This is a genomic window from Paenibacillus pinisoli (assembly GCF_003605435.1).
Lineage (GTDB): Bacteria > Bacillota > Bacilli > Paenibacillales > Paenibacillaceae > Pristimantibacillus > Pristimantibacillus pinisoli.
Map to the genome: position 1 here is coordinate 839,808 of NZ_QXQB01000002.1, position 13,244 is coordinate 853,051.

Annotated in this window: 5 protein-coding genes and 1 pseudogene; 2 read left to right on the forward strand and 4 right to left on the reverse strand. The window is 52.7% G+C overall.

The window, feature by feature from the left end; genetic code table 11:
• From D3P09_RS11145 to D3P09_RS28075, 4 genes and pseudogenes are all read right to left on the reverse strand, one after another.
• Window positions 1–2,040 (reverse strand): serine hydrolase domain-containing protein, encoded by a 2,040-nt coding sequence (locus D3P09_RS11145; protein ID WP_120110755.1) that lies wholly within the window; start codon window positions 2,038–2,040, stop codon window positions 1–3.
• A gap of 667 nt (window positions 2,041–2,707) precedes the next feature.
• Window positions 2,708–4,996, reverse strand: a complete 2,289-nt coding sequence (locus D3P09_RS11150; RefSeq protein ID WP_120109793.1) for an S-layer homology domain-containing protein — start codon at window positions 4,994–4,996, stop codon at window positions 2,708–2,710.
• A 111-nt stretch (window positions 4,997–5,107) separates the two neighbouring features.
• Window positions 5,108–8,188: an AfsR/SARP family transcriptional regulator gene (locus tag D3P09_RS11155; protein WP_120109795.1), complete on the reverse strand. Its 3,081-nt coding sequence runs from the start codon at window positions 8,186–8,188 to the stop codon at window positions 5,108–5,110.
• A gap of 174 nt (window positions 8,189–8,362) precedes the next feature.
• Window positions 8,363–8,616, reverse strand: a pseudogene (locus D3P09_RS28075) (DNA alkylation repair protein); the annotation flags it as partial.
• A gap of 323 nt (window positions 8,617–8,939) precedes the next feature.
• On the opposite strand from D3P09_RS28075, the gene D3P09_RS11165 reads away from it, so the two are divergent.
• Together D3P09_RS11165 and D3P09_RS11170 are read left to right on the forward strand one after the other, a co-directional pair.
• Window positions 8,940–10,124 carry a hypothetical protein gene (locus D3P09_RS11165; RefSeq protein ID WP_120110757.1) on the forward strand — a complete coding sequence of 395 codons (1,185 nt, stop codon included), beginning with the start codon at window positions 8,940–8,942 and terminating at the stop codon, window positions 10,122–10,124.
• Window positions 10,121–13,126: a DEAD/DEAH box helicase gene (locus tag D3P09_RS11170; protein WP_120109797.1), complete on the forward strand. Its 3,006-nt coding sequence runs from the start codon at window positions 10,121–10,123 to the stop codon at window positions 13,124–13,126. Before D3P09_RS11165 ends, D3P09_RS11170 begins: the two co-directional genes overlap by 4 nt.
• Window positions 13,127–13,244 lie beyond the last annotated feature (118 nt).

Sequence of the window (13,244 nt, forward strand, 5' to 3'; positions counted from 1 at the left end):
TTACTGAGCAGAAATCTCGAACTGCGCACCGGCATCTCCGGCGAAAACAATGGATCCTCCCGCGGGCAACTCAACCTGAACCTTGTCTTCAATGATACTGAAGTAGATGCATTTGCCATTCGCATCATAAATGACGTAAGAGGCATTCGAGGGCACGCTCACCTTAATTGTACTGCCGCCGTCTTGCTCACTTATCGTATACCACTCGGCGTATCCGCTCGATGGAATGGTAACGATTGACTTCTTGGCGACATTCAGAGGCTTCACGTAATCCTCGCTCATTAAGATTCTTCCGCCTTGTTCCAAGTACTCCACGCCTTCCTCCGTAAAGAACGTTAAACCTGTGAGATCCCGCCCATTCATTCCCGGAATTTGCAATTCGGAGATTGCCGTATTGGGGCCTGTTATACGTTTATCCAAAACATACCCCGGCAATTGCTTGGACACATTCAATTGATAAGGCGGCATGATCAAATAAACGACCGACGTATACTTCTCATTCAACAGATAATATTTTTTGCCATCGCGCTTCGTCCATGCCTTTGTTGTCTCTGTCGGAAGAACCCCAGGCTGAAGCTTCTCGGCAGAATACATAGAATAGGCTGTCTGCCCAAGACCCGGCGGCGAAAAATACCCGTTAATCTGGAAATAGGTGCGGCCGTTCTCCTCCGTTACGAAGCTGGCCATCACATTCCCGTCCTTACTCCGGAACGTGCCGTCCGATGTATATCTATAGGACTGGGCCTGATTATTGGGCGGCTGCTCCGGAGTGACAGACATTAGGCCGAATTCCGAAATCTGAATGTTCATCGTTCCAGTAGACGAGCCATAGATCCCCGCATACTGCAGCATGGACTTCGGCATATCGGCCTTTACCGGCACGCCATACGACTTCTCAGCCTTGAACTCGGCAATTGTCCCTTTCTCTTTCAGCGCCTGAAGCAGGATCTCGTTCGCCAGAAGCCCGTTGTATCCGCTTGATCCGCCGGAAGTGACGACAGCTGCCGCCATATCCTGCTCGGGAAGCACAACGAGCGATGCGTGGTAGAGAACAAGGTCCCCGCCTTTGGTCAACGCCTTCATCCCGTATTCGCTGAAGGGATACAGATTAACACTGTCCCAGCCGAGACCGTATTCCATGGAGTTATCCGCATCATCAGGCCACAAAGACGTCTTGAATTCGTTCTGGGTCATGGCCGCAGCTGATTGGCCGGATAAGAATTGTTCTGCTCCCCCTGTAAATAGTTGCGAGAATCGAGCCAAATCCTCCGCAGTAGAATAGATGCCCCCTGACCCGATTACGTTGGCCGCTTCGTTGGGAAGTTGTCCTGTAAAGCCAGGATAATAGTAGAGTCCCGCCATCTCGGCCGTGTTCGGAGAATCGAGCGGCGTTAGTGTATGGTCCATACCTAGCGGCTCCGTAATATATCGATGGATATAAGAAGTAAAGTCCATGCCGCTGACATACTCGACCAGAATCTCGGCCAGCGCAAATCCGTCATTGCAGTATACCGAGTAAGCGCCCGGGTCCGCCTTCAAGGTCTGTCCGGCCAGCCGCTCCAGCAGTGTGTCGTGAGCGTAAGTATCGTTATCTTCGAATAGATAGACATTTCCCCCCGACGTTCCGTTCAGACCAGAAGAATGATTTAACAGCATACGCGGCGTAATCTGCTTATAGCGCTCGTCTTTCATCGTAAACTCGGGGATATACTGGACGACCGGCGTATCTAGATCGATTTTCCCTAGGTCGACCAACTGCATGACGGCAACCGTGGTGAATATTTTGCTGATCGAGCCGATCCCATACATCGTGTCTTTCGTGAGCGGCTTCTGTCCTTGCTCATCATTCTTTCCCATTTGGCCGGATACGACGATGTTGCCTTGATCGATAATGGCGTACTGCACACTGTTCGTGTCGTATGCCTTCGTGAGAAGATCAGCCTTCTCCATTGCAATTTTCCGGGTTTCTTCGTAATTGAACACAGCCTCGTTCGAATCGGTCACCTCAGACGGATTAGGCGACACTGTTGTGTTCTGCATCTCTACCGGTGTATAGTCGCCATCACAAGAGGTTAGCAGTAAACAGAAAGCTAGCAATACCAGGAAGGTCAAGCGAGTATTCTTAAACATTTGTCGCAGAAAGCTCATGCTTTGTATCCTCCTTATTTATGTTAAGAAAGATTATAATGGATGAACCTTTGATTTCCCTTTGAAGAACACTGCATCTTGAGCTTATAGCCCAAGCCTCTTACCGTTTGAATATATTGATCCGCATGCCAGGGAAATTCCTTCTCCCGCATAATATGAAAAGTATTATAACTAACTCCATTTGATGGAACTCTATGAGAAAATCGTAACATATTAAAACTTATTTGCGGGAACTCCTAAAGAAAATACTTCCACAAACATTTTTCTGACTCGTTCGTTGACTCCGTGTTGACTTCGAGGCATGAAAAAACATCGCCGGGGCGCTTAGGCCAAATGGCGATGATTCGGCGCCCCTTATCACGCTAACAGCGAATACTAAGGACTCCATTCAGGGCGCCTTCAATGGTAAACACAAATAAGCCCGTGTACCAACAGGAACACGGGCTTCAAAATTATTTACAATCCTTTCACCTATCCCGCAGCTGCCCTACCTTCTTTAGTTATTAGACTTTTTCAGTGGCTACATTCCGCGATGGGAAGGCTCTGGGCTTGATTTAAACTAAACGCTAACGGTTGTTTCGAATACAGTTGTCGTGAGAGGGACATTATTTGAATCTATTAAGGCCCCTGAAGCGAATGTGACCGTAATCGTGTCACCAGGCAGAAGGATTGTTGACGGATCCAGTGTGATAAGGAGCTGTGGCATACCTGGTATCCATTGAACTTGAGTAACCGTTAGATCTGTACTCGAGCCACCACTATTGACAGTAACTGAATCAATAAGAGTCGATGTATTCTCAAGTGTTGTTTCATTCAGTTCGGGTGAATTAAATGTTAATGATAGTGACGATACAGGTCCAGCTTGCACCGGCGCAAATGTCACGTTTGCATTTTCTGGCTGAGGCTGCTCTAGATTGCCGCTCATTGGGATCGTTGCGAATGCTACCACTTGACCAGAAGCATCCGTTGCTGCCAATGCAACATAATACGTTTCACTGCTGTAGCTGTAGTCGCAATATCCTTGAAGCATGTTTCCTGCCACGGCACAAGACGTATATCCGGACTTGACTTCACCAATCGCAGGAGTCACAAATGGCGAACTGCTCGTGCTGATCATCAACTGGGTAGCTCCCGCTGGCAACGTAATTGTTCCCATGATATTCCCAAAGCCCGGGCCATTAGAGCCGAATGAGAGGTTGCTAATATCCAGCAACGGCGCTTCCTCCGAAGCTGGCGGTGTTGGTGTTGGCGTTGGTGTTGGCGTTGGCGTTGGCGTTGGTATCGATGTTGACGGTAGTGCTGGTGTTGGTTGTGGCGGCTCAGTCACAACATTGAATTTCAGTGTGACAGACGACGTAATCACATATAGAGTGAGAGTGTATTCCTTGAATATACCCTCACTCGGCATTGTGAAAGGTACCGAGAAGGTGCCTGGTTCACCGGTGCGCGCCGTATCTATCGTTCCAATGGAAGCTGGAAGATACGGGAAGAATGTGAGAGAAGCACTAGACAACGGGTTAGACGACGACGGCAATATCAAATAACCATATTGATCATACGCGTTGAAGTTCACATGATAATTACGAGACCATTCAGCTTGCGTTACTTCTTGACCGTTCAAGTCACGAAGCAAGCCACTCCATTCTATTTTAGCAACAATTGGCGCATGTCCAACTTTAAAGCTTTTAGAGACAGTGACAGTATCGTTGTTATTTGTACTAGTTAGAGTTATAGGTATCAAATCACCTTGCATTACACTCGTGGTATCCACTACAACAGCCATACGATTGAGGTCAACCTGAGCAGTGACGTTAGTATTTACGTCTAGTTCGGGAGCTTGAACCGCTTCCCCGAACTGATTAGAAGCCTTAAACGGAATAGCAACCTGCTCTGCGTAGGGAATTGTATCTGAGCCGATAATAAATTCAATCTTAACGATCTTCTCGGCTTCTGCTGTCAAACTTGCGGTAACCTTGTCCACATCCGCAGCATCAAGACCAGACAAAGCAACGGTATACTCCCCTGCAACCAAATTGTCGTCAAAGGTCAAGATAGCGCTCTTCTTATCATCCGACCAAGCGACCGAGTAACTCCCCTTCGAGACAGAAAGCTTCGCCTTCTGTGTGTCGACCGGCTTATTGAAGGTCACGTTGATCTTCTTTGCTCCGACCTGTTTTGCTCCCGTAAGGCCCACTTTCCCAGGTGCAACGTACTGTTGCTTGGCTTCGTATGCGCCTGTAAGGAGCAGATCGCGTGTTGCGTTGGTTTTGCCGCCGAACGTTCCGTCGATACCATTCGGTAATAGTTCTAGTTCCAACGCCAAGGCCACATAACCCTGTGCCCAGCCGGATACCGTATTATCGTCGCCAGTCTTCGTTTTTGCATCCGCTTCTTTGTCTAGCACTCGAACCAAGAACGTAGCCAACTGCTCTTTGGTCACTTTGCCAGCCGGATTGTATGTGCCTTCGCCATAACCATCCGTAATGCCAGCAGCTTTAATGGCTTCGATGAAAGGCAGCGCATATCCGTTGGCGGCATCATCCGCCAAGACGTCGCTGAAACTGGACGTCTTCAGATCTTTATTGACTTCAATGCCCGTTATCAATGCCGCAACCTTGGCGAACTGCGCGCGGTTCATCTCCTCCTTCAACCCGAACGTCGTATCGCTGATGCCATCGAAAATCCCTGCGCTAATCATAGCGTCAAACTTGGCTTTCGTTGCCGCATCCAGATCCTTTAAGTCCGTAAAGTCAGCAGACGTCCTCGCAGACGCGCTGCCTCCAAAGCCGATGACAGCGCTCAAGCCGAGTAATACCGCCAGCGAAAAACTGATGATTTTTTTTCTCATCGGATTTATCCCTCCTGTTGTGAGTGTCAAAGCAATTTATTTGACTCTATCACAGTCAGTCTAAACAAAGCCTAAACAATGAGATCGCTTCATCAGGTATTCGTGATGTTCCTATCCGCCACAATCCAGCAGTGTCCCTATTGCGTCCTTGGGCTCAATCCCGAATTCGGTTAACAGCATTACCCTTAGCGCTTCGTATTGCTTGATTGCAGAAATACGGTCATCTGCTAAAACGAATACGCGAATAAGCTGTTCATGGATATACTCGTTCAGCGGATCATGCGCAAGAGCCTCCCGCAGCAGCTCCGCAGCGACATCATAATGCCCTTCCTTCTTCTCACGGTCATGGAGGCGGAGCAACATCGCGACGTACTCGCTTCCCAGGCGAACTCGCGTCGGCTCTGCCCACTCATACGAAGTGCCCGCCAGATAGCCCTGTCCGTAAAATTGAACAAGTCCCCTGGCATAGTCACGCAATGCAATGTCATCGATTTGCGCCTGAGCGGCCAGCAACCGATCCCACTCCTCGATATCAAGGTCCAATCGGGTCATATCGATTCGGTAACCGCCTTCTACATGCTGAACGATACCGTCAAGTCCCATTTGGCTTATAGCTTTTCGCAAATAGTGAGTCGTCGTATTAAACTGGGCCCCTGCCCGGTCAACGTTTACTTCTCCCCACAAACAATTGAGGATTCGATCTCTGCTCACCGTCTCACCGCGATGATGAAGAAGAAAGGCCATCAATTCTTCGGTTTTAGAAGTCCGCCACTTGATCGCAGCGCCGTCCTCTGTCTCTACGCGAAACCGTCCAAAACATCGAATTTTCATTCGTGGAAGTGCGAGATGGACATCGAACGCATCTAGTACAAGACACGCATAACCGGACACATCATTCGATCCCCCATCCTTGTCTCCATACGACCGCACATAAATAGACATCAGCTCCGCCATCGCCGATCCTTCGTCCACGAAGCTGCGGATGAACCCCTGCGGCTCTGCAAGACGCAGGGCGGTATCCAATTTCATCAGTGCCTGCTCCGTCCGACCATCAAGATACATCCCCATGCTTTGCAAGATTAGAACTTGAATTCGGTCGCGCAAGCGGTCTTCCTTCGTCAGCAGATGATACAGCCGCTCTGCGAGAGATAGCCCCGGTTCGCATTGTCCGCATGCCACAAGCACGCGAACGAGCGTCAGCTGTTCAGGCACTTGATCCAAAGTTGCTTCGTCCGAGTGTGACATCCCGCATTGCTCCAACCATCGCTGAGCAGACGACAAGTCGCCTTGACGCACTGCTAGTCTGGCCTGCTCCGCTTCGACTTTGCGTAGAAATATTTCATAGTCCGGTGAATTGATCTTCAGCTTCAGTTGTTCTAGCAGCGCCTTGGCTTCTAGCGAGTTTCCTTTCGCTTGTTGTATTCTCGAAGCCGCCACATCCAGTTGATAGATATTTCGAGGAACCGGCGCGAGTCCGTCCGCTCGGTTCATTCGGTTAATCCAAACTTCCGCTTCCTCTAACCGATTCCACTCGCACAACAGCTTGGCGTATGACGCATACATTGGCGTCGCAAACGGATGATTCACTTGAGTCTGCCAATGACCCGTCATCTTGTCGAAAAATTGTGCCGCGCCATGATAGTCGTTAATGTAGCACAGATGGTCATCAAACTCTTCTACAGAATAATGTCTATTGTTACCGCCTTGAATAAACAAGCTGTGCTCAGGCGCCAGCTGATCACCGCGGATAAAATATTCAGCTGTGCGGGCAAGGTCTTTGGATACATAGGCAGCGGAAGCGCAGATATAATATATTTCTCCCATCGTCGCGCACCATACGTCAGCGTCCATATGATCCTTCATCGCTTCGAAACGACTTCTAAGCCGCTCCGCTCGATCCAGAATGCCACTAAACTGCCGAACCCCAACCATCGCATACAAATAAAAAAGCTCAAGGAATGGCCTACCCGATACGTATGGCTCAGGCACTTTCATCACCCATCGAGCAACGACGACGTTTTTACCGCCAATAAGCAGCTCATTTAGATGACCCTCAATCAGACGGACGGCATCTTCATAATGCCGTCCTGCCAAATAATGCTCTGCCGCTTCTTCGACAAAGCCATTCGTTTCGAGCCATTGCGCGGCACGCCCGTTCGCCCGAGCCCACAACTCCGGCTCATTTCGGGCGAGCATCGACTGCAGAAAATCAGACAACAGATGGTGATAACGATACCAGCCCCGTTGATCGTCCAACGGAATAATGAATAGCTGAAGCTGTTCCAATTGCTCCAGCTGTTGCTGGCCTCCCGACCGGCCAGTCACCGCCTCGCACAAGGCGTAATTCATCTGGCTTAACACGGAAGTTTGCAGCAAAAAATCGCGCATCGCCTCCGGCAGATCGCGAATGACTTCCTCTAGCAAATAATCAGATACGAGCTGCTGCCGACCGCTGAATTGGCGGATCATTTCAGCCACATTGCCCCTCCGTTTCAGGGAGATGGCCGCCAGACGCAGGCCGCTAATCCAGCCTTCAGTTCGGTTGTACAGAATGTGGAGTTGCTCCGCTGACAGTTTCAATTCCGTCGTCTCTTGGAAGAACTCAGACACTTCCTCTAATCGGAACCGCAATTGTTCGATTGTAATCCGCCGCATCTCACCTTTTGCCAATAATCTTGTTGTCGGGAAAGAAAGGTCGCTACGGCTTGCGATATATAAATGAATATGGTCTGGAAGGCATTCGAGCAAATAGCTCATCGACTTCTGGATGGCTGGCATCGTCACCAGGTGATAGTCGTCAAACATAATGACGAGCTCGCTTGGCAATAGATTCAACTCGTTCAACAGCGCAGTCATTGCCGGTTCCATAGATGCGGAGGACGCAGTAGGCCCTTGAGCTATCAGCGGCCCGACCGTCCGCCCAAATCCTTCGACTCGATTCTGGATCGAAGCAATGACCGCGTTCCAGAATGAAATCCAATCGTCGTCCTGCTTGCCGAGCGATACCCATGCAACAGAATTTTCTCTTTGTCTGGCCCATTCGCTTAACGTCGTCGTCTTCCCATAGCCGGATGGAGCGAATACGAACATCAGCTTTGCATCCATGCCCTCATCTAGCAGACGAATCAGATCCGAGCGAATAACCAAAGTATGCCGTTCATGAGGAATATGCATCTTCGTTGCAACAATCATTGGGTACCCTCCGGAATTAAGACAGAAAATGAGTAATGAAGTGTAAATTCGACAACAAGTCGTAAATTCCTACGTTCTGTTGTCAAATGTCTGACAAGCAAAAAGGATCTGGAAGCTTACTTTCAGATCCTTTGTCCATATTGAGAGTTTGAATTCCTTTATTCTCACATCATACTCTTTATAAAGACCCGTTTTCTCACCAAGTGTAGCCCATTCCTTCCGGCTCTTCCTGCTGAATATTAGACTTCAATTGCTGGAGAGCAGAAGGACTATTTTCCCATAACTCCATCAATGCAATTTTCTTCTTGTCTTTGGTGATTAGCCATTAACCAATCCATTAAGTTATTTCGCTCGACAAATGTGTGAATCCCTATATCTTTCTCAAGCTTATTAAGTACATCTTCTGAAAGATTTCTGCTTTTGAAGATCGTTTCATTTCTGCACTTTTATTCTTATTCATTTGACACAACTCCTTTATTAAAGAACTGTTTCGGCATGAACATCGTCTTCTTCGCGTTAGTAAGGGTTGCGGTTGGCCGTAAGCCGATGGTTTTTATGGGGTCATGTCAGGGACAACCGTATTGTTGTCCCTAACACTCAAATCCTAATCTTTTGGCTAGCAAACCGCAATCGTGATCCTCTGCCTGTTAGATCAATGATCTTTGCGCTGTATGCCATCGAGACCATTTATCGTTATAATGAAGGAACGGATCTACGAGCGGTCAAGCTCAAGAAAGGAATATCCGCCATCATGACGACAATGGATTCGAATTCGCCGATCGGGCTGAGCGTTGCCCAGTGGCAGGACCTGATAGCCAGCTGCGCCCGTGAAGCGGCGAATACCCCGTACGAAAAAAATTATGGCACCGAGGTGCTATCCATGGTGCGCCCGTTCATGTCGGAGTTGACACCCGAGGAGGCTTGGCTGTTCGAGCTGAACGTCGGGCTGTTCTTGCTCCGCAAGCAATCGACCGGCCGCCACTTAGGCTACTTCGCGCAGTTGGCGGTATCCGAAACGCTGCATGCCATCGAGAGTCAACTCCATAACGGCTTGCCTTCTGAGATCGCGGTCAAGCAACAGGGGCGACTACTGGAGACGGCTGCATACATTCGTGAAACGGCAATGGAGAGTGCAGGGTCCCCTCCAGACTATTTGGATATCTACGTGGAGCTGTGGCTGATCTTGGTATCATCCGCTGCGGACATCCCTCGTCTCTTCAAGGAGGAGCTAACCCATTTGGCCGAGGGATCCGGCAAGGAAAATAAGCTCTTCCCGCTCGTCGCTCTAGCCTGGATGCGCTTCTGGCTGGGAGAGGATGAGGAGGCTTGGGAGCTGCTGGATGCTGCGGGGCGGCATGGACTAGAGCCCAGGCAGGTATTTCGTTTCCTGCGCCTTCTGGAGGAGAACGGCGAATGGACACGGCTTGAAGCTTGGCTGAGTCAATGCGCGAACGAGCAGGTCGGGCGCAGTCCCGGCAGCCTAGACGCATATGGCCGCTACTGGGATGCCGTCGTCAAGCAATTGCCGGAGGCCGAGGAACGAATGTGGAGCGCGATCGCGAGCCTTCCTCCCTACTGCAATAGCCTGTACGTGGAGAACCTAATGCGCTATGGCCGCTTCCGGCAGTGGATCGATTACCAGCTTAGCCTCGGCAGCGATCCGCTCGGCTTTCGAGCGAAGGATCTGCAGCCTATCGAGAAGGAGGCTCCAGAGTCGCTGCTGCCTTTTTACCACCACGGTGTGGAAAATTACGTGTTGTCCAAAAACCGCGACGGCTACAAGCGGGCGGTCAAGCTGCTCAAGCGGCTGGCCAAGCTGTACAAGAAGCTGAAGCGCGAGCAGCGATGGGAGGCGTACATCGAGACATTCGCCAGCCGGAATAGCCGGTTGCGAGCCCTCCAGGAAGAACTGCGAAAAGGAGGGCTAATCCCATGACGACCACTACGTATAACCTGGATGCCATCGCGGTTCGAATGGTTCTGACGTCGCATGGCGATGCTTTGTTCTTCGCGGATCCGGATTCGCTGCGGGAGTGGACCGGACCCCAGCTGAAGCATCGCCTGTTCGCTTGGCACGAACCGTCCTTCTATGGCACCGAGCTGGAGCTCGTCAACATCGGGGAGCTCGAGGCCGTCGTACTGCCCGCCGAAGAACTCATTGCCTTCTTCGCCTCAGTGCCGCTCCTGGCGCATATCGAGTGGAAGTGGGAAGACGATGCCGCGCGCTTGGCCGCATTGGCGCCGCTCTTGAACGAGTGTCTGGAGAAAGGGCTGTACACGCCTGACCTTGCGGCTTACCGCAGAGGCACCCTGCGCTGGAGCTGGGATGCGGCTGCGGTCTGCGCGACCTTCGGACAGGCGCGCCGCGACGAGCTGGACCTGAAGCGCGGCAACTGGAGCGATGAGGCGCGTGACGGGCTAATGGCAGCCTTCTCGGCGGCCTTAACGAGCCGGTTCTACAGTACGGAGCCGGACGAGGCGGATCTGCGCCGGGAATTCCCGGCTCTGTTCGCGCGCGAGAACGCGGCGGCCGCAACGGCGGGACTTGACGACGAGACCTGGCTTATGCAGATCGGCTGGAAAGCGGATGTCGCGCCATTCCGCCCCCTGCTGCAGCTAATGGAACCATGGCAGGGTGACGAGCACTCCCGCTGGCGGCTGCGGCTCGTGCTGCAGGACAAAAGCGATCCGGCTAAGCTCCACAGAGTGCGGCTCGGAGACGAAGGCTCGGTGACTGGCAAATGGCCTGACGCATGGGCGGAAGCTATCCATAGCCGCTCGGACGGTTGGCTGCAACGGCTGCGGGCCAGCCTTCCGCAGGATCGGCTGTCGCGCGGCGAGGACGTGCTTGTCAAGCCGCTTGACGACGAAGCGGCCTGGCGGTTCCTGAACGAGGACAGCCGCCGTCTGCTTGAAGCCGGCTGGCAGGTCCTGCTGCCCGCATGGTGGGAAGCTGCAAGCCGCAAGAAGCCGCGGCTGCGCGCAGCGGTGCAGTCGGAGGACGAATCCAAAAAACGCGGCGGCGGCAAGTCATTATTCGGTCTGGAAGCCATTATGAACTTTAACTGGCGCATCTCCATTGACGACGCCGAGATGAACGAGGAGGAGTTCGACGAACTGCTCGCGAGAGGGGAGCGTCTCGTAAAGTTTCGGGACCGCTGGATCGTGCTCGACCCGGCGTTGATCGCCCAGATCCGCCGCATGATGGATGGCATGGACAAGAGCCAGGGATTGAGCTTCCAGGATGTGCTGCAATTGCATCTGCTCTCGCAGGGCCAGACGGACGGCCACGCGGATGGCGGGGCGACGGGCGCCAGCGCGGAGACATTCGGGGCCGATGCCGCCCGCATTGAGCTCGAAGTCGAGCTCAATGCGCATTTGACTGGGCTGTTTGCCCAAATCAATCAGCAGCGCGAATGGCCTCGGCTCGATCCGCCGGCCGGTTTGCGTGCCGAGCTGCGCAGCTACCAGCAGGAAGGGTTCGCCTGGCTGGCCTTTCTCCGACGCTTCGGGCTAGGGGCCTGTCTTGCTGACGACATGGGCCTCGGCAAGACGGTCCAGTTAATTGCTTATCTCCTGCACGCCAAGGAGCAGGCCGACGAGGGCATGCGGCTCCCTTCGCTAATCGTCTGCCCCACGTCGGTGCTCGGCAACTGGCAGAAGGAGATTTCCCGCTTCGCCCCATCGCTGCGGGTGGCCATGCACTACGGCTCCGGGCGAAAGAGCGGAGATGAGTTTCGGAAAGAGGCCCGGAGCGTTGACGTCGTGCTGACCTCCTTTGCTACCGCCTCGCTCGATCAGGAGACGCTGGCCGCGTTCCAATGGGGCGCCGTCTGTTTGGACGAAGCACAGAATATCAAAAACGCCGGGACCAGGCAGGCCGCGGCGGTCAAGAGCTTTCCCGCACTGCATCGCATCGCGCTTACGGGGACGCCGATCGAGAATCGGCTGGCGGAGCTATGGTCGATCTACGATTTCACCGTGCCCACTTATCTCGGGACCGCCAAGGCGTTCCAGGACCGCTTCGCCACCCCGATCGAGCGCGAACAGGACGGGCGTCGCACGGCGGAGCTAAAGCGGCTAGTAAAACCGTTCATGCTGCGGCGCAAGAAGAAGGATCCCTCCATACAGCTCGAACTGCCGGACAAAAACGAGATGAAAACGTATGTGCCGCTTACGTCCGAGCAAGCTGCCTTGTACGACAATTGCGTCAAGGAGCTGCTCGAAAAGCTGAAGAAGCTCGACGGCATCCAGCGTAAAGGCGCGATTCTCGGGGCGCTTACGCGGCTCAAGCAGGCATGCGACCATCCGGCTCTGCTGGATGAGGAGACGGGAATGGATCCAGAGGATAGCCCTCTACAGACGGAGGCGATCATCGCCCGCTCCTCCAAGCTCGAGAGACTGCTGGCGATGGTCAAAGAGTTGCGCGAGGCGGACGAGCGCTGCCTCATCTTCACGCAATACATTGGTATGGGCACAATGATTCAGAATGTTCTGCAGCGCGAGCTGGGCGAGCCCGTGCTGTACCTGAACGGCAGCACGCCGAAAGTGCAGCGGGACCGGATGGTCGAACGGTTCCAGTCTCGCGACCTTCCGCCTTCCGAGCAGCCGAACGTGTTCATCCTCTCCCTCAAGGCGGGTGGCGTCGGGCTTAACTTGACCGCGGCGAACCATGTCTTCCACTTCGACCGCTGGTGGAATCCGGCCGTCGAGAACCAGGCGACTGACCGAGCCTACCGGATGGGCCAGACGCGCGACGTACAGGTGCATAAATTCATCTCGCTCGGCACCCTTGAGGAACGCATCGACGAGATGCTAGAGAGCAAGCAGCAGCTAAGCGACAACATCATCACCAGCTCGGAGGGCTGGATAACCGAGCTGTCGACGGATGCGCTGAGGGAAATGTTCTCGCTGCGGCGGGACTGGTCTCGCGATTGAAAGCATCTCAAGCAACAACTTGCTCCAGTTCCTTATCTTCCACCCAGAGATGAAGGAGGCGCCTTCCCAACATTAAAATGCTCCCCATGCAACGGCAGGTTTAGATCTTTCACCTGTC

Excerpts from the sequence above, each read along its gene's own strand:
- D3P09_RS11145 (WP_120110755.1), bottom strand. The coding sequence starts at position 2,040 with ATGCAGAACACAACAGTGTCGCCTAATCCGTCTGAGGTGACCGATTCG.
- D3P09_RS11150 (WP_120109793.1), bottom strand. The coding sequence starts at position 4,996 with ATGAGAAAAAAAATCATCAGTTTTTCGCTGGCGGTATTACTCGGCTTG.
- D3P09_RS11155 (WP_120109795.1), bottom strand. The coding sequence starts at position 8,188 with ATGATTGTTGCAACGAAGATGCATATTCCTCATGAACGGCATACTTTG.
- D3P09_RS11165 (WP_120110757.1), top strand. The coding sequence starts at position 8,940 with ATGACGACAATGGATTCGAATTCGCCGATCGGGCTGAGCGTTGCCCAG.
- D3P09_RS11170 (WP_120109797.1), top strand. The coding sequence starts at position 10,121 with ATGACGACCACTACGTATAACCTGGATGCCATCGCGGTTCGAATGGTT.